Raw genomic sequence first — 15,681 nt, forward strand, 5'->3', positions numbered from 1 at the left:
CCGTCAGCGGGATCCCGCGGGCTCCCGGTCGGTGCCCAGCTGCACCGGCAGCCGCGACCAGCCCCGCAGCACGCGGGTGTCCCGCCGGACCCCGGCCCCGGCGATGCGGGCGTCGGGGAATCGTTCGAAGAAGGCGCGCAACCCGACCTCGCCCTCGGCGCGGGCCAGCGCCGCACCCAGGCAGAAGTGCCGGCCGCCCGAAAAGGCCAGGTGCCGATTGGCGTTGGGGCGGGTCACGTCGAACCGGTGCGGGTCCTCGAAGACCTTGGGATCGCGGTTGGCCGCGGCCAGGTAGGTCACCACCATGTCCCCGGACCGGATCGGCCTACCCGCCAGCTCGGTATCGGTCGCCGCGAAGCGTGCCGTGAGCTGGACCGGCGAGTCCAGGCGCAGAATCTCCTCGACGGCGTTGGGCCAGGCCTCGGGCCGCCCGCGCAGGGTCGCGAGCTGATCGGGGTGCTCGGCCAGCATGCGGATGCCGTTGCCCAGCAGGTTCACGGTGGTCTCGAAGCCCGCCGCCAACACCAGGCCCGCGGTGGCCCGCAGTTCGAGGTCGTCGAGCTGATCGTCGTCGTCGGCGGCGCGGATCAGCTGGCTCATCAGGTCGTCACCGGCGCACCGCCGCAACCGGGCCAGATGGTCGGCCAGCCAGTTGTCGAAACCGCTGAGCCCCTGGGAAACCCGGCGATACTGCGGCCAGGTCAAACCGATGTCCAGGCTCGGCGCGGCCAGCTCGCCGAACTCGAGCACGCGGGCCCGGTCGTGGTCGGGCACCCCGAGGATGTCGCTGATCACCGCGACCGGCAGCTGCGCGCAATAGCGCTCGACGACGTCGACCACGCCCGACTCGGCGGTCAGCCGGTCCAGCAGGGCCTCGGCGGTGGCCTCGACCCGTTCCCGGAGGCCCGCGACCGCCCGGGCGGTGAACACCGACGAGACCGTCTTGCGGTAGCGGGTGTGTTCCGGCGGCTCGACGGCCAGCAGCGACGGCGGCTGCAACGGATGCAGGCTGCGGGAGCGGGTGCGTTCCTCGAGCCGGCGCAGCGGTGCGGGCAGGCTGGTGCCCAGCGAATTGACCCGGAAGTCCTCGGAGCGCAACACGGCGCCGGCGACCGCGTGGTCCGGGGTCAGGTAGCTCACCCGGCAGCGGATCAGCGGCCCGCGCGCATGCAGCTCGTCGCAGAAACCGACCGGATCCTCGCGCACCGTGGGGTCGGCGAGGAGCCGGGCCTGTGGGTCGCCGCCCCTGGCCGCGGCTCGCGAGACCGCTCGCACGAATCCGTGCATCGCCAACCAATGCACGCGATCTTTCATGGGTTTCACGCTACCCGGGGAGTTTCGTTGTGGCTTCCACCTCCCAGCACATAGGCTTCCCGCCATGATTGTGCGTGCGGGGTTGGTCGCGATGGCGGTGGTCGGAATGCTCGGCGGTGCCCTGGGCGCCGCGGCGGTCGGCACGGCGGAGCCCGCCACCGACCCGATCCTGTGCCAGTACACGATGAGCGAACCGCGGGTGGTCGAGGTGTCGGGGACCAAGATGGTCAACGCGTCGCTGAGCCCGTCGGGGTGCAACGGCACGGCGGAGCCGACGTCGGCGCAGGTGTGCGTGTCCACCGCCGGCTCGGCGGGCCGGTGCGCAGAATTGCCCGGCTACGGCACGGCGCAGGTGTACCTGTCGCCGTACGTCCCGGGCCAGAGCTACACGGTGCGCGGTCGCGGCTGCGCCGATCAGGCCCAGCCGCCGCTGGCGTTCTGCACGACGCTGGGCCCCACCACCGTCACCCTCTAACCGCGCCGGCCGGGCGCCGGGGGTGTCCACGCCACCGGCAGGTGCTTGATGCCGTGGATGAAAGCCGAGAGCAGCCGGTCCGGTTCCCCGGTGACGGTGATATCCGGGATCTGGCGGCGCAGTTCGTCGAACGCCACGGCGATCTCGCGGCGCGCGAGGTTGGCGCCCAGGCAGAAGTGCGCGCCGCCGCCGCCGAATCCGGCGTGCGGATTGGGGTCGCGGCGCACGTCGAAGCGCCACGGGTTGTCGAACTTCTCCTCGTCGCGGTTGGCCGAGCAGTACCAGAGCGTGGCCTTGTCGCCGGCCCGCATCGGCACGCCGGAGAGCTCGAAATCCCGGGTCAGCGTGCGACGCATGTACACCACCGGCGAGGCCCACCGGACCACCTCTTCCACGGCGGTGGGCGTGACGGCCGCGAAGTCGTCCCACCAGATCCGGCGCTGCTCGGGGTAGCGGCTCAGCGCGAGCATCCCGTGGCTGATCGCGTTGCGGGTGGTCTCGTTGCCGGCGACGACGAGCAGGATGAAAAATGACGCCACCTCCGCGGAGGTCAGTCGCTCGCCGTCGACCTCGGCGTGGACCAGGCTGCTGGTCAGGTCGTCGCGGGGCTCGCGGCGCCGGGCCTCGGCGAGCTCATGTGCGAAGGCGCCGATTTCCATTGCCACGCCGATGAATTCGTTCAAATCGGTGGTCAGGTCGGGATCGCCGAAGCCGAGGATGATGTTGGTCCAGTGGAACACCTGATCATGCTGTTCGGCGGGGATGCCCATCATGTCGCAGATGATCTGCAGCGGCAGGGGGCCGGCCAGTTCGGCCACCAGATCGGCGTTGCCGTCGGGATTTCGCGCGATCATCTCCGAAACCAGCCGGCGGGCGCGGTCGTGCACCGAGGCCTCGATCTTGGCCACCACCTTCGGGGTGAAGGCCCGGCTGACGATGGACCGCAGGCGCTGATGCCGGGGGTCGTCGAGGACGATCATCGAGCCGAAGTACTCGGCAACCTCCGGCATGTTGTCGCCGATGGTGATGTTGGGGCTGGAGCTGAAGATGTCCGGATGGCGGCTGGCGAAATGCACATCGTCATAGCGGGTCAGTGCCCAATGGCCCGGCCCGCGCTCGTAGCCCTCGAACTCGATCTCGTCGAAGAACTTGATCGGCGCCTCGCGCCGCAGCGTGGCGAAAGCGCCGTCGCGGAAATCGTCGTCCCCCGACCAGAACTTCCACCGGCTGAAGTCCACCTCGGACAGTGGCACCCCCGGCGGGGGCTGCCCGTTGATCTTCTCGGCGATGCGCGTCCCGGACCCCATCTTTGACAAGCTACCAATCCGGCGTCGTCGGCTGGCACAATTCGGGATTCGACCGCCGATCCGTCACGGAGAGCGAGCCACGGTGACTCTGCCCGACCTGATCTGCCGGGACTGCGGGACGGTGCGCGCGGTGCAGCGGCCGGGTTGGCGCTGCGAGTGCGGCGGGCTGTTCGACGTCGCGCCACCGGCGCCGCGGCTGGGGATCGACCCGGCAGCGCGGCACCGAAATTCGTTGTGGCGGTATGAATCCGTCCTACCCGTGGCATATGACCGGTCGGTGAGTCTGGGGGAGGGCGGCACGCCGCTCGTCGCGTCGGTGCTGCCGAACGTCCGGCTGAAGCTGGACTACCTGATGCCGACACTGTCGTTCAAGGACCGCGGCGCGGTGGTGCTGGCGACGCTGGCGCGGCGTCTCGGGGTGCGCGCCGCGCTGCTCGACAGCAGCGGCAACGCGGGCACCGCCGCGGCGGCCTATCTGGCGCGCGCCGGGGTGCCGTGCCGGGTGTATGTCCCGGCGGACACCGCGCCGGCCAAGCTCGCCCAGATGCGCGCCCACGGCGCCGAGGTGATCGCGGCCGGCACCCGGGCGCAGGCCGGGTCCGCGGCGCAGGCCGCCGCCGAGGAGCCCGGAATGTTCTATGCCAGCCACGTCTTTCACCCGTACTTCCTGCACGGGGTGAAGACCTACGGCTACGAACTCTGGGAGCAGTGCGGCAACTCCTTGCCGGAGACCGTCGTCGTCCCGGTCGGCAACGGCACCCTGCTGCTGGGCGTGCAGCTGGCCTTCGTCGAGCTCGTCGACGCGGGGCTGGCCGAGCGGATGCCCACGCTGGTGGCGGTGCAGGCGGCCGGCTGCGCCCCGATGGCCGCGGCGTTCGCCTCGGGTGCCGCCGACGGCGCGGTGCGCAGCGCGCCGACCGTCGCCGAGGGCATCGCCATCGCCGCGCCCCCGCGGGCAGCGCAGATCCTGGCCGCGGTGCGCGCCTCCGGCGGCGCGGTGGTGACGGTCGACGACGACGAGATCCGGTCCGCGCGGGGGGAGCTGGCGGCCGCGGGATTGTTCGTGGAGCCCACCGCGGCGGTCTGCTGGGCCGCCGTGCGCCAGCGCGCCGGGGAGGTGGCGGCGCTGCGTGGCGACGATGTCGTGGTGCCGTTGTGCGGTGCCGGGCTCAAGCAGCCCGACTAGCGATCACCGCGGCAGGCGGGGGACGAAGGCCAGGATTTCGTTGATCGTGTTGCGGATGTAGGTGCCGGGCCGCCACTGCGGCATCGACGGTGCGCTGGGGGTGCCGATGGTGGAGAACGGCGCGCCGGCCTTGGCGCCGCACTTGGGCCAGGCCTTGAGGCCCTGGGTGGTCAGCACGCGCTCGGCCACCCGGATCTGTTCCTCGCGGGAAGCGTGGGCGGGATTGCCCACACCGCCATTCGAGGCCCACGTGGCGGGGCTGAACTGAAGCCCGCCGTAATAACCGTTGCCGGTGTTGATCGACCAATTGCCACCCGATTCGCACTGGGCGATCGCGTCCCAATTCACGCTGTCGGCATTGGCGGTGCCCGCCGAAACTCCGAGGAAAGTCGCCAGCAGGGCTGCGAGGAAGGTGCCGGTCAGTGCGGCCGTGGCGAAGAACTTCCGGATGGCTTTCATACGACGTCTTTCGTCCCAATTGACGCAACTGTTACTCCCATCACAGCGGTTTCTCTAAGAACTCATTGGCAATCGCGAATTGCGTGATCTCCGGTCCGGGGTGGGCGTGTGATCTGGGTGTGATCGGCAGCAACTCGGGGTAACCGCTCGGCCTGATCCCGGGAGGAAAAATGATGACGAAATTGCTTCAGCGGGCCCGCCGGGCGGTGCTCGCGAGGTCGGCCGCGGCGCTGCTGGCCCCGGCCTTGCTGGCGGCCCTGCTCGTCGGGCCCACCGCGGTGGCCTCGGCCGACTCGCGACTGGACTTCACCGGCACCACGATCTCCGGCGCCCCGTTCGATGGGGCCCAGTTGCAGGGCAAGCCGGCGGTGCTGTGGTTCTGGACCCCGTGGTGCCCGTTCTGCAACCAGGAGGCGCCCACGGTGAGCCGAGTGGCCGCCGCCAATCCGGACGTCACCTTCGTGGGCGTCGCAGCGCGTTCCGAGCGCGCGGCCATGCAGGAGTTCGTCTCGAAGTACAACCTGAACTTCACCAACCTCGACGACGCCGACGGCGCGATCTGGGCCCGTTTCGACGTGCCCTGGCAGCCCGCCTACCTGTTCGTGAAGCCCGACGGGACCTCGACGTTCGTCAACAACCCGACGTCGGCGATCAGCGAGCAGGACCTGTCGGCCCGGGTGGCCGCGCTGACCGCGTAGTCCGTGGACCTCGAGCTCGCCGGGCTGGCGCTGGCGGCCGGACTGGTTGCCGCCCTCAACCCGTGCGGGTTCGCGATGCTGCCGGCCTACCTGACCTTCGTGGTGGTGGCCCCGGGGACCCAGCGGCGCACGGCCATCGGGCGTGCGGTGCTGGCCACCGCGGCGATGACCGCGGGCTTCCTCCTGATTTTCGCCGCGTTCGGGGCGCTGACGGTGGCACTTGCCTCGTCGATCCAGCGCTATCTGCCGGTGGTCACCGTGGTGATCGGCGTGCTGCTGGTGGGGCTGGGCGTCTGGCTGCTCAGCGGCCGGGAACTGCGGGTCGGTCTGCCCGCGGGGCTGTCCGCGCGCACCCAACGCGCCCCGACGGTGCGGGTGTTGTCGATGTTCGGCTACGGCATCGGCTTCGCGGTGGCGTCGCTGTCCTGCACCATCGGGCCGTTCCTGGCGGTGACGGCGGCCGGCGCGCGGGCCTCGGCCTCCGGGTCGTGGGGCACCGCCGCGCTGGTGTATCTCAGCTATGCCGCCGGATTCGCGTTGGTGGTCGGGACGCTGGCGGTGGCGGCGGCCTTCGCCAGTTCGGCGCTGGCTGACCGACTGCGGCGGGTGCTGCCGGCGATCAACCGGGTCGGCGGCGCGGTGGTGACGCTCGTCGGTCTCTACGTCGCCTACTACGGTGTCTACGAACTCAGGTTGTTCCACGGCGGGGGCGATCCCGCTGATCCGCTGATTGCGGCCGCGGGCCGGATTCAGGGGACGCTGGCGGGCTGGGTGCATCGGACCGGCGCCTGGCCGTGGCTGGCGGCGCTGGTCGTCCTGCTGGCGATCGCGCTGTGCTGGACCAGGTTTCGGCGCCACCCCAGCGCCCGCAGGCCGCTCGATTAGGGACCGACGTCCTGGCGATCGGGGACTTTCGGCGAGTGTCCGCAACCGCGGGTCACACCTACTGTCGTGGTCATGACCTATGTGATCGGTAGTGCCTGTGTGGACGTCGTGGACAAATCCTGTGTGCAGGACTGCCCGGCCGACTGCATCTACGAGGGTGAGCGTTCGCTCTACATCAACCCCGAGGAGTGCGTCGACTGTGCGGCCTGCGCGTTCATCTGCAAGGTGGACGCCATCTACTACGAGACGGACCTGCCCGAGGACCAGCGCGCGCACCTCGCGGACAACGCGGCGTTCTTCACCGAGATTCTGCCCGGTCGCAGCGCGCCGCTGGGCACACCCGGCGGCGCGACGGCGCTCGGTCCGGTGGGGGTGGACACGCCCCTGGTCGCGGCGATGCCCCGGAAGAACTGAGCGGCTCCATTCGCGTTTCGGGACGCGATGCGGTAGAGAAATGCACTGAAGTGTGTCGGGGGTCGACGGCACGCGTCGCCTTCCCGGCTCGTTTCTCGCGTGTTCGGAGTTCGCTGCGGCGCTGCGGCGGTCCGGACACGAAGGGAGAAGTTGCGTGGACACGGTGCTGGGCCTGTCTGTAACGGCCACCAACGTCCAAACCGTCCTCGTCGAGGGACGCGGCGCCGACGGCGCCACCCTCGGGCACGACGAGTTCGACGTGTTCGGCGGCGAGGGCGCGCCCGGGCGGGCCTCCGAGCAGGTCGCCGAGGCGGTGTTGAGCATCGCGGAGTCCGACGGGCATCGCCTGCACTCCATCGGCGTCACCTGGAGCCCGGACGCCGATCTGGAGGCCTCGCTGCTACTCGACTCGCTGGCGGACATGGGCCTGGCCAACGTGGTCGCGGTGCAGTCGCCGCGCGCCGCCGAGGCGCTGGCCCGCAGCATCGGCACGATGATCGGCTACGAGCGCACCGCCGTCTGCGTGCTCGAGCCCGACGCCGTGATCCTGTCCCTCGTCGACTCCCAGGACGGCGAGATCGACACGGCGGTCAGTTACGCCGTCGACAGCGAGGATCAGCTGGTGGCCTGGATCCGGGCCGGCCTGCAGCGCCACGATTGGCGCCCCGAGGGCCTGTTCCTGGTGGGTTCGGTGGGTGGTCTCGACGCGCTCGCCGCGTTGTTGCAGGACGAGCTGGGTGTGCCCGTCTTCGACCCGCCGGAGGCCGAACTGGCGTTGGCGCACGGCGCGGCATTGGCCTCGGCGGCGGATCCGCAGCCGGCCGCCACCGCCAACGGCGCCGGTGGCCGCTGGCCCGCGGTGCCGTTGACCATGCTGGTGGCCGGCGCGGTCACGTTCGTGGTGGCCGTGTCGTTGGCCGTCAGCCCGCACCTGATCCCGCGCAGCGACACCCATCGCGACACCGCCGTGGTGACCAAGCCGACCGAGGGCATCGGCAGTGCGCCGATCAAGGCGCCGCCGTCGAAGGCGCAGCTACCGTCGGCGCGCCCGGCGGCTCCGGCCAGGCCCGCGGCCCCGGCCGAACCGCCCGCGGCACCCGCGCCGCCGCCCGCCGCACCCGCACCGCCGCCCCCGCCGGCGCAGGCCCTGCCCGCACCGGAACCGGCCGCACCCGCACCCGCGCCCGCTCCGGCCGCGCCGCCGGCGCAGGAGGCGCCGCCGCCCCCGCCGCCGGTCGTCGCGCCGGTGCCGACGATCGAGGCCATCACCCCCGCCTATCCGCCGGCGCCGGTCGTCGAGCCCATCAACCCGATCCAGCCGCCGCCACCGGTGGTGGCCCCGGTGGTGCCGCAGGTACCCGAGAAGCCGCGCCTGCGCGACCGCATCATCGACAAGATTCCCGGGCTCAACCGGTTCAACTGACCGGCCGCAGCGCGTGCAGGTTCTTCGCGGTCGGGGAGCTGGGCACCGACCGCGGGTCCGGGCCGGTGCCCAGGACACGGTCGGCGGTGCCCGCGGTGGTGACCGTGAACCAGAACTTCTCGTTCTTGAAATGGTGCTGCCGGTGATTGCGCCAAATCGCTTTGTACACCTTTGATTTCGGCTTGTAGTCGGTGTGGATCAGATAGTGCATCCATTCGTAGACCAGCCCGAACACGCTCAGCGACATCAGGAAGGTCCCGGCGAGCTCGATGCGCGGGAAGGCCGCCACGGCCACGACGACGGCACCAGGCAGCACCCACAGCAGCGCCTGCCAGGGGATGAAGATCAGCCCGACCGCCCGCGGGTCGACGTGATGCTCGCGGTGCTTGCGGGCCAACAGCGGATCGAGGGTCACGCCGAGGAACCGCCGCGGCCGCCAGTGCAGGATCACCACGTGGATGCACCACTCCACGAAGGGGAACGCGACCAGCAGACCCAGCGGCACCAGCGCGTCGGTCGGCCGCCAATCCCCGAGGGACCCGCGCCACACCGCGGCGACCGCCAGCGTCGCGGCGATCATCCATGGGGTGGGGTGCCGGACGAACTCGCGGGCCGCGTCGGCCAGCGTGAACGCCTCACGTCTCGTGCTCATGACGGCGTCGATTCCTCGAGGTCGGCCAGCGCGGCGAGGATTGCCGTGGTGGCCGGTTCCAGCAGGTCTGCGGCGGCCCGCTGGGCGCCGGCCTCGTCGCCGTCGCAGATGGCCCCGGCAAGGCGCCGGTAGGCGTCGGGCCGGCCGACCTCGGCGGCCATCACCGTGGCCAGCGCGGCCAGCGCCGGCTCGTAGGTGGCCCGCAGCGTGTTGTACATCAGCCGGAAGGCCACGGAGTCGGCTGCGTCGACGACATGGTCCCAGAAGCTCAGCGCGTGCCGTTGCCGCGCAACCGGATCCGACTCGGCGGCCAGGAGTTCGACGGCGGCGGCCAGCGGTTCGCGGGCTCGTGGCCCGCCCCGGCGGGCGGCCAGCTCGGCGACCTTGGGCCCGTTGTGCAGCCGGGTCTCCAGGATGCTGCGCACCACCGCGAGGTCCAGCACGCCGTCGCGCACCACCAGGTGGGGGAGCAGATCCAAGCCGGCGTGCCGACGGTAGTCGCGCACGGTGGTGGCGTCGCCCTGGCGCACCTCCACCAGGCCGGTGGCCGTCATCCGCTTGAGCGCTTCGCGCACCGCCGGCCGGGACACCCCGAGCACCTCCGCCAGCCGGCGCTCGCTGGGCAGGGTGTCGCCGGGGCGGAGGTCGCCGCGCAGCACCTCCCCGATGAGCTGGTCGAAGACGTCCTCGGGGACGGAGCGGCGGTTGACCGGCTGCAGTGCCATGGCCCCAGCCTGCCGCAGACCCCACCAGTGGTCAAGTGGTCATACCAGTAGGGATCAGCGGCCGCGGTAGTCGACCTGCCAGTGCTTGATCCCGTTGAGCCAGCCGCTGCGCAGCCGTTGTGGCGCCCCGACGCCGGTCAGGTCCGGCATGTGGTCGGCGATCGCGTTGAACATCAGGTCGATGGTCATCCGCGCCAGGTTCGCCCCGATGCAGTAGTGCGCCCCGGTGCCGCCGAACCCCACGTGCGGGTTGGGGTCGCGGAGGATGTCGAAGCGCAGCGGGTCGGTGAAGACATCCTCGTCGAAATTGGCCGAGCGATACGACATCACCACCCGCTGGCCCTTCTTGATCTGCACCCCGGACAGTTCGTAGTCGGTCAGGGCGGTGCGCTGGAAGGAGGTCACCGGCGTGGCCCACCGCACGATCTCGTCGACAGCGGTCGGCGGGCGTTGCCGCCGGTACAGCGCCCACTGCTCGGGGTGCTCGGCGAACGCGATCATGCCGTGGGTGATGGAATTTCGGGTGGTCTCGTTGCCGGCGACGGCCAGCAGCACCATGAAGAAGCCGAACTCGTCGTCGGAGAGCTTGTGCCCCTCGACGTCCGCCTCGATCAGGGTGGTGACGATGTCCTCACCCGGCTGCTCGGCGCGCTGGGCCGCCAGCTGCATTGCGTACATAATCAATTCCGTTGCCGCACTGCGGTTGTCGTAGTGGGCGAACTCCGGGTCGTCGTCGCTGACCATCTGATTCGACCAGTCGAACAGCTTCTTGCGATCGGCCAGCGGAACCCCGATCAGCCCGGCGATGGCCTGCAGCGGGAGTTCGCAGGCGACCTGCTCGACGAAGTCGCCCCGGCCCTGCGCCGCCGCGGTCCTGGCGATCTGCTGCGCCCGCGCGTCGAGATCGGCGCGCAGCCGTTCGACCGCCCGCGGCGTGAAGCCGCGGGAGATGATCTTGCGCAGGTGGGTGTGGTGCGGCGCGTCCATGTTCAACAGCACGAACTTGCCCGTCTCGAGCTGCTCGGCGGTGGATCCCTTGGGATAGCGGGGCAGCGCGGTCTTGGCCTCGCTGGAGAACACGTCGCTGCGGATCGAGATCTCCTTGACGTCCTTGTGCTTGGTCACCAGCCAGAAGCCGCCGTCGTCGAAACCGCCGTCCCCGAGAGGCTGGGCGTTCCACCAGATCGGGGCGACGCGGCGCAACTCGGCGAGCTCGTCGACCGGTAGGCGTTCGCAGTTCAGGTCGGGGTCGGTGAAGTCGAAACCGGGGGACAGGCTGGGAACGGTCATTTCGGTGAGCTCCTCGCTGCGGTGAACTCGTATCGGGCCCTATGGCCCGTTCCTACACCGGATGCGACGCCGGTTGGCCGGTTTTGCGGGCATCGGTCAAACGGGGACGCTCCGGCGCGCGAAATCTCGACCGAAGGCCGATACTGGAGCGGATGTAACAACCCGGACCCGCGGGGTGATGACCGGATATGCGCACTCGACCAGTTCTGCTCGGCTCGCTGGGCGCGGCCGTCGCAATCGGCCTGGCGCCCGTCGCGGGCGCGGACCCCGCGGCGCCGGAGCCGCGGCCGGATGTCGCCGCGGAGGCGAGCGTGGGCACGCCGCACCTGGCGAGCCCGGAGAATCTGCCGCCGGGCGCCACCAGCACCCCGCCGCCGGAGGGCCGCGGCCTGGGCTATCTGCGTGACCTGTGGCACGCGGTGCAGACCCAGGAAGTCAGCGGCGCCGACGCGCTGCTGCTGCTGACGCAACGGCCGATGAATCCCGACGCGTATTCGCCGCGCGGGCTGCCCGCCGGGCCGCAGCCCGCGCCCCCACCCGCACCTGCGCCTAGCGCGGTTGAGGTGCCACCGTCTTCGTGACCGTCGTCGTCACGGTGGCCGTCGCCGTGGCGGTCGGGGTCGCGGTGCGGGTCGTGCCGTCGGATTCGGCGGCGAAGCTGGGCGCCTCGTAGAACGCCCAGGTGTCGCGGTAGATCACCTTGCCGCCGGAGGTCACCTCCAGAGCCTTCGGCGACACCGTGTACCGGGCGCCCTCGTTGTCCGCGACGAACGTGCCGGCGCCGGAGGATCGCGCCGAGGTCCGCAGCAGGGCGCCGTCGTCGATCCGCACGCCGCGGTATTCGTAGCCACCGTCGGGCTCCGCGCAGACCGCCACCATCGACCGCTGGGTGCGGCCCAGCGCGACTGCGCTCTGCCCCTGCTCGCAGCGGGCCTTGGAGGAGATGAAACCGAGCTCATCGGTGTCCGTGCCGGCCCTGCTGGTGGTCGTCGTCGGGCTCACCGGCGCCGCCTCCGCGGCCGGAAGCGCCCGTTGGCCGGCCGGCTGCGTCATCACGCCGGCGAAGAGCGCGACGGTCGCCAGCACCGCACCCAATCCGGTCAGCATCAACACATTGCGACTGGACAACACCCGGGCCCTCCTGTGCTCATTGAACCGTGTCCGTCCAGCAAAGCACCCTGCGCAGCGATCCTGTCGTTGCGACGACGGTGTTTCGCGGGAAAGTTCACCGAGCGCGCGGCGGCACCCGATAGGCTTCGCGGCAACGAGCCGACGGGAGGCGTCCATGATTGGCGACCGGACGCGCGACATGATGCGCAACGTGGTCGGCTCGGGTGCCGTACTCGCCGCCACCGTCGCGGTGGCGCTGGCGGCCGCCGGGGCGGCGGCCGCCGATCCCGAGCACGCGTACGCCGACGTGCCCGGGATGGCCCACGACGTCCAGCTGAGCACCAAGTGCCACAGCTGGGAACGGTTCATCTTCGGCCGCGGGGTGGAGGGGCAGACGTACGCCTGCCACTACATCCCCAACCAGTGGCCGCCGGTCGACTCCGGATTCTGGGTGTGGTCCCCGCCGCTGTACGGCGTGCAGGAGATCGGGGCGCCGTGCCCGACGAATCGCGGCGCGGCGGCCCAATCCCCGGACGGACTTCCCCTCGAATGCGCGGGGGACCGGGGCTGGCAGCAGGACTTCTACGCCTGAGCCGGCCGGTCAGGCCTCGGCGGCCTCGTTGAGCGCGTTCAGCGTGGCGGTCGACTCCAGGTACTCCTGCACCCAGCGTTCGATGACCGCCGAGGTCTTCTCGACCTTGGTGAATTGCCCGACGACCTGGCCGACCGGGTTGAACGCGACGTCGACGGACTCGTCGGGATACTTGTGGGTGGCGGCCACCGCCATGCCGGAAACCATGTACTGCAACGGCATTCCGAGCGGCTTCGGGTTCTCCGGGTTCTCCCAGGCCTCGGTCCACTCGTTGCGCAGCATGCGCGCGGGTTTCCCGGTGAAGGAGCGGCTGCGGACCGTGTCGCGGCTGGTGGCCTTGGCGTAGGCGGCCTGCTGCACCGGGGTGTTCTCGGCCTCCTCGACCATCAGCCACTGCGATCCGGTCCAGGCCCCCTGGGTGCCCAGCGCCAGCGCCGCGGCGATCTGCTGGCCGCTCCCAATACCGCCGGCGGCCAGCACCGGAATCGGCGCGACCTCCTTGACCACCTCCGGCCACAGCACGATCGAGCCGACATCGCCGCAGTGGCCGCCGGCCTCGCCGCCCTGGGCGATGATGATGTCGACGCCGGCGTCGGCGTGCTTGCGGGCCTGGCGCGCCGAACCGCACAGCGCGGCGACCACCCGGCCCGCGTCGTGGATGTGCTTGATCATGTCGGCCGGCGGGGTGCCCAGCGCGTTGGCGATCATGGTCACCTTGGGGTGCTGCAACGCGACCTCGACCTGCGGCGTCGCGGTGGCCTCCGTCCAGCCCAGCAGCTGCAACGCGTCGTCGTCGCTGTGCTCGACCGGGACCCCGTGGTCGGACAGGATCTTCTTGGCGAAGTCGATGTGCTCCTGGGGCACCAGGTCGTTGAGGGTTTTCTTGAGCACCTCGGGGGACAGGTCGGTGGCGTCCATCCCCTCGTACTTGTTGGGGATCACGATGTCGACGCCGTATGGGTGGTCGCCGATGTTCTCGTCGATCCAGTTCAGCTCGATCTCGAGCTGCTCGGGGGTGAACCCGACCGCGCCGAGCACGCCGAATCCGCCGGCCTTGCTCACCGCCACCACCACGTCGCGGCAGTGGGTGAAGGCGAAGATGGGGAATTCGATGCCCAATTGGTCGCAGAGGGGAGTATGCATAGTCGGCTCCTGGTGAGCGTATGGCAGGGGATCAGTGCAAGACTGGAACGTGTTCTAGTTTATCCCAGCCGCCCCGTCGCGCACACGACCCTCCCGAACTTTGTGCCGATCAGCGCAGGGTCGCGAAGAACTTCCGGACGTCCTCGACGAACAGTTCCGGCTGCTCGAACGCAGCGAAGTGGCCGCCGCGCGGCATCGTCGTCCAGTGCGTGATGCGGTAGCGGTCCTCGCACCACTGCCGCGGCGCCTGCAGGATCTCCTTGGGGAAGGACGCCACCCCGGTGGGGATCTGAACCCGCCGTCCGCGTCCGAAGCCGCGGTAGCTCTCCCAGTACAGCCGCGCCGCGGAGGTGGCCGAGTTGGTCAGCCAGTACAGCATCACGTTGTCGAGCATCTCGTCGCGGCCGAGCACGTTCTCCGGGTGGCCGCCGCAGTCGGTCCACGCCCAGAACTTCTCGACGATCCAGGCCAGTTGCCCCACCGGCGAGTCGGCCAGGCCGTAGCCCAGCGTCTGCGGGCGGGTCGACTGCTGGGTGGCGTAGCCGGTGCCCCAGCGGCGGTGCTCCGCGGCGGCCGCCAGCGCCTGCTGTTCTTCGGCGCTGAATCCGTCCGCGGGTTCGGCCGGCGGGCGTCCCAGCGGCATGTTCAGATGAATTCCGATGCAGCCGCCCCCATTTCGGCCGATCTCGCTGGTGACCGCCGCCCCCCAGTCGCCGCCCTGCGCGCCGTAGCTGGAATAGCCGAGGCGCTGCATCAACGTCTCCCAGGCCGCCGCGATCCGCTCGACACCCCAGCCCGCCGCGGTCGGCTTGCCCGAGAAGCCGTAGCCGGGCAGCGACGGGCACACCACGTGAAAGGCGTCCTCGGCGCGGCCGCCGTGCGCGGTCGGATCGGTCAGCGGACCGATCACCTTGAGGAATTCGACGACGGAGCCCGGCCAGCCGTGGGTGATCACCAACGGCAGCGCGCCGTCGTGCGGCGAGCGCTGATGGATGAAATGCAGGTCCAGTCCATCGATTTCGGTGTGGAACTGCGCGAACTCGTTGAGCGCGGCCTCCCTGGCGCGCCAGTCGTAGTCGCGTTCCCAGTACTGCGCCAGCTCGCGGGTGTAGGCCAGCGGGATGCCCTGGCTCCAGTCCTGCACGCATTCCGGGTCCGGCCAGCGGGTCCGGGCCAGGCGTTGGCGCAAATCGGCCAGATCGGCGTCGTCGACGGCGATCCGAAAAGGTCGAACGGGCGGTACGGCTGCGCTCACGACGCTCCCTTCTCCGACGGCTCGGCGCCCGACCCTACCCCGGGCGGTTCCGCCAGCGCGGGGCCGCGCGGCTGATCTACAGTTGCGTCATGGCCGATCACGACATCGCCGCCGCGCGTCGGGAGATCACCGACGCCATGCTGAGCGCGCTCGACCGCAGACACGAGTTGCTCGACGCCATCGTCGAGGCCGAGGACCGCTGCGCGGCCATCGATGCCATCGCCGACGTGCTGGGATCGTCGCGGCGCTCGGCCGAGGCGGTCCTGGGGCTGTCCTTCGAGTGGCTCACCAAGAGTTCGCGGCGCAAGATCGCCGCCGAACTCGAGGACCTCAACTCCCGACTCAGTTTCACCGTGGGCGAGCGGCCCGCTGCCAGCGGTGAGACGTTGACGCTGCGGCCTTTCGACGGCGAGCGCGACCGGGACATCTTCGCCGCACGTACCGAGGACACCCACACCGCCGGCGACGGTTCCGGCGCCCCGGCCCGAGACGTCGACGACGAGATCAGCGCGGCGAAGACCCGCCTGCACTCCGAGGACGCCGCCTGGTTCGTCGCCGTCGAGGGGGAGCAGAAGGTGGGGATGGTCTTCGGCGAACTGATCGGCGGCGAGGTGAACGTGCGGATCTGGATTCGCCCCGAACACCGCAAGAGGGGGTACGGGACGGCCGCGCTGCGGCAGTGCCGCTCGCAGATGGCCGCGTACTTCCCGGCGGTGCCGATGGTGGTCCGCGCGCCCGGGGCGACGCCGTAGC

General features: G+C 70.6%; 18 protein-coding genes. 9 read left to right on the plus strand and 9 right to left on the minus strand.

Annotated elements, in window-relative coordinates; genetic code table 11:
- Nucleotides 1-3 precede the first annotated feature (3 nt).
- Nucleotides 4-1,314: a cytochrome P450 gene (locus R2K23_RS11200; protein ID WP_316516682.1), complete on the minus strand. Its 1,311-nt coding sequence runs from the start codon at nucleotides 1,312-1,314 to the stop codon at nucleotides 4-6.
- Between the two features lie 64 nt (nucleotides 1,315-1,378).
- Between R2K23_RS11200 and R2K23_RS11205 the strand changes: the two genes are divergently transcribed.
- Entirely contained in the window at nucleotides 1,379-1,789 is a 411-nt protein-coding gene (locus R2K23_RS11205; protein ID WP_316516683.1) for a hypothetical protein, read from the plus strand.
- On the opposite strand, the gene R2K23_RS11210 is transcribed toward R2K23_RS11205, so the two are convergent.
- On the minus strand, nucleotides 1,786-3,096 hold the full coding sequence (locus R2K23_RS11210) for a cytochrome P450 (RefSeq protein WP_316516684.1): 1,311 nt from the start codon (nucleotides 3,094-3,096) through the stop codon (nucleotides 1,786-1,788). The two genes, R2K23_RS11205 and R2K23_RS11210, sit on opposite strands and share 4 nt — an antisense overlap.
- A gap of 82 nt (nucleotides 3,097-3,178) precedes the next feature.
- Here R2K23_RS11210 and R2K23_RS11215 point away from each other — a divergent pair, with 82 nt between their 5' ends.
- Complete coding sequence (locus R2K23_RS11215) at nucleotides 3,179-4,282, plus strand: pyridoxal-phosphate dependent enzyme (RefSeq protein ID WP_316516685.1); 1,104 nt, start codon at nucleotides 3,179-3,181, stop codon at nucleotides 4,280-4,282.
- Between the two features lie 3 nt (nucleotides 4,283-4,285).
- Here the strand turns inward: R2K23_RS11215 and R2K23_RS11220 are convergent, their stop codons facing one another.
- Nucleotides 4,286-4,741: a transglycosylase family protein gene (locus tag R2K23_RS11220; protein WP_316516686.1), complete on the minus strand. Its 456-nt coding sequence runs from the start codon at nucleotides 4,739-4,741 to the stop codon at nucleotides 4,286-4,288.
- Between the two features lie 170 nt (nucleotides 4,742-4,911).
- Here R2K23_RS11220 and R2K23_RS11225 point away from each other — a divergent pair, with 170 nt between their 5' ends.
- From R2K23_RS11225 to R2K23_RS11240, 4 genes are all read left to right on the plus strand, one after another.
- Nucleotides 4,912-5,439 carry a protein disulfide oxidoreductase gene (locus R2K23_RS11225; RefSeq protein WP_316516687.1) on the plus strand — a complete coding sequence of 176 codons (528 nt, stop codon included), beginning with the start codon at nucleotides 4,912-4,914 and terminating at the stop codon, nucleotides 5,437-5,439.
- Between the two features lie 3 nt (nucleotides 5,440-5,442).
- Entirely contained in the window at nucleotides 5,443-6,324 is an 882-nt protein-coding gene (locus R2K23_RS11230; RefSeq protein ID WP_316516688.1) for a cytochrome c biogenesis CcdA family protein, read from the plus strand.
- 72 nt (nucleotides 6,325-6,396) lie between these two features.
- Complete coding sequence (fdxA, locus tag R2K23_RS11235) at nucleotides 6,397-6,738, plus strand: ferredoxin (protein ID WP_316516689.1); 342 nt, start codon at nucleotides 6,397-6,399, stop codon at nucleotides 6,736-6,738.
- Between the two features lie 154 nt (nucleotides 6,739-6,892).
- Nucleotides 6,893-8,161, plus strand: coding sequence for a DUF7159 family protein (locus tag R2K23_RS11240; protein ID WP_316516690.1), 1,269 nt, complete (start codon nucleotides 6,893-6,895; stop codon nucleotides 8,159-8,161).
- Here R2K23_RS11240 and R2K23_RS11245 read toward each other — a convergent pair.
- From R2K23_RS11245 to R2K23_RS11255, 3 genes are read right to left on the minus strand one after another with little or no spacing between them, the layout of a single operon-like run.
- The gene (locus R2K23_RS11245; RefSeq protein WP_316516692.1) at nucleotides 8,154-8,813 is read right to left on the minus strand and encodes a sterol desaturase family protein; all 660 of its coding nucleotides are present in this window, start codon (nucleotides 8,811-8,813) and stop codon (nucleotides 8,154-8,156) included. The two genes, R2K23_RS11240 and R2K23_RS11245, sit on opposite strands and share 8 nt — an antisense overlap.
- Entirely contained in the window at nucleotides 8,810-9,538 is a 729-nt protein-coding gene (locus R2K23_RS11250; protein ID WP_316516695.1) for a FadR/GntR family transcriptional regulator, read from the minus strand. The genes R2K23_RS11245 and R2K23_RS11250 overlap by 4 nt, the downstream gene beginning before the upstream one ends.
- Nucleotides 9,539-9,592: 54 nt before the next feature.
- Entirely contained in the window at nucleotides 9,593-10,828 is a 1,236-nt protein-coding gene (locus tag R2K23_RS11255) for a cytochrome P450 (RefSeq protein ID WP_316516697.1), read from the minus strand.
- 188 nt (nucleotides 10,829-11,016) lie between these two features.
- Here R2K23_RS11255 and R2K23_RS11260 point away from each other — a divergent pair, with 188 nt between their 5' ends.
- Nucleotides 11,017-11,409, plus strand: coding sequence for a dopamine receptor D4 (locus tag R2K23_RS11260; protein WP_316516699.1), 393 nt, complete (start codon nucleotides 11,017-11,019; stop codon nucleotides 11,407-11,409).
- Here R2K23_RS11260 and R2K23_RS11265 read toward each other — a convergent pair.
- Nucleotides 11,378-11,956, minus strand: a complete 579-nt coding sequence (locus R2K23_RS11265) for a hypothetical protein (RefSeq protein WP_316516701.1) — start codon at nucleotides 11,954-11,956, stop codon at nucleotides 11,378-11,380. The two genes, R2K23_RS11260 and R2K23_RS11265, sit on opposite strands and share 32 nt — an antisense overlap.
- Nucleotides 11,957-12,137: 181 nt before the next feature.
- Between R2K23_RS11265 and R2K23_RS11270 the strand changes: the two genes are divergently transcribed.
- A complete protein-coding gene (locus tag R2K23_RS11270) occupies nucleotides 12,138-12,530 on the plus strand; it encodes a hypothetical protein (RefSeq protein ID WP_316517213.1) in 393 nt (130 codons plus the stop codon).
- 9 nt (nucleotides 12,531-12,539) lie between these two features.
- Here R2K23_RS11270 and R2K23_RS11275 read toward each other — a convergent pair whose 3' ends face one another.
- On the minus strand, nucleotides 12,540-13,673 hold the full coding sequence (locus R2K23_RS11275) for a nitronate monooxygenase (RefSeq protein ID WP_316516703.1): 1,134 nt from the start codon (nucleotides 13,671-13,673) through the stop codon (nucleotides 12,540-12,542).
- Between the two features lie 109 nt (nucleotides 13,674-13,782).
- A complete protein-coding gene (locus tag R2K23_RS11280; protein WP_316516705.1) occupies nucleotides 13,783-14,928 on the minus strand; it encodes an epoxide hydrolase family protein in 1,146 nt (381 codons plus the stop codon).
- A gap of 89 nt (nucleotides 14,929-15,017) precedes the next feature.
- Between R2K23_RS11280 and R2K23_RS11285 the strand changes: the two genes are divergently transcribed.
- A complete protein-coding gene (locus R2K23_RS11285) occupies nucleotides 15,018-15,680 on the plus strand; it encodes a GNAT family N-acetyltransferase (protein WP_316516707.1) in 663 nt (220 codons plus the stop codon).
- Nucleotide 15,681 lies beyond the last annotated feature (1 nt).

Source organism: Mycolicibacterium sp. MU0050, assembly GCF_963378085.1.
Taxonomy (GTDB): Bacteria; Actinomycetota; Actinomycetes; order Mycobacteriales; family Mycobacteriaceae; genus Mycobacterium; species Mycobacterium wendilense.

Coding starts and splice junctions, on each gene's coding strand:
- R2K23_RS11200 (WP_316516682.1), bottom strand. CDS start 1,314: ATGAAAGATCGCGTGCATTGGTTGGCGATGCACGGATTCGTGCGAGCG.
- R2K23_RS11225 (WP_316516687.1), top strand. CDS start 4,912: ATGATGACGAAATTGCTTCAGCGGGCCCGCCGGGCGGTGCTCGCGAGG.
- R2K23_RS11275 (WP_316516703.1), bottom strand. CDS start 13,673: ATGCATACTCCCCTCTGCGACCAATTGGGCATCGAATTCCCCATCTTC.
- R2K23_RS11285 (WP_316516707.1), top strand. CDS start 15,018: ATGGCCGATCACGACATCGCCGCCGCGCGTCGGGAGATCACCGACGCC.
- R2K23_RS11250 (WP_316516695.1), bottom strand. CDS start 9,538: ATGGCACTGCAGCCGGTCAACCGCCGCTCCGTCCCCGAGGACGTCTTC.
- R2K23_RS11220 (WP_316516686.1), bottom strand. CDS start 4,741: ATGAAAGCCATCCGGAAGTTCTTCGCCACGGCCGCACTGACCGGCACC.
- R2K23_RS11270 (WP_316517213.1), top strand. CDS start 12,138: ATGATGCGCAACGTGGTCGGCTCGGGTGCCGTACTCGCCGCCACCGTC.
- R2K23_RS11245 (WP_316516692.1), bottom strand. CDS start 8,813: ATGAGCACGAGACGTGAGGCGTTCACGCTGGCCGACGCGGCCCGCGAG.
- R2K23_RS11255 (WP_316516697.1), bottom strand. CDS start 10,828: ATGACCGTTCCCAGCCTGTCCCCCGGTTTCGACTTCACCGACCCCGAC.
- R2K23_RS11260 (WP_316516699.1), top strand. CDS start 11,017: ATGCGCACTCGACCAGTTCTGCTCGGCTCGCTGGGCGCGGCCGTCGCA.
- R2K23_RS11210 (WP_316516684.1), bottom strand. CDS start 3,096: ATGGGGTCCGGGACGCGCATCGCCGAGAAGATCAACGGGCAGCCCCCG.
- R2K23_RS11205 (WP_316516683.1), top strand. CDS start 1,379: ATGATTGTGCGTGCGGGGTTGGTCGCGATGGCGGTGGTCGGAATGCTC.
- fdxA (WP_316516689.1), top strand. CDS start 6,397: ATGACCTATGTGATCGGTAGTGCCTGTGTGGACGTCGTGGACAAATCC.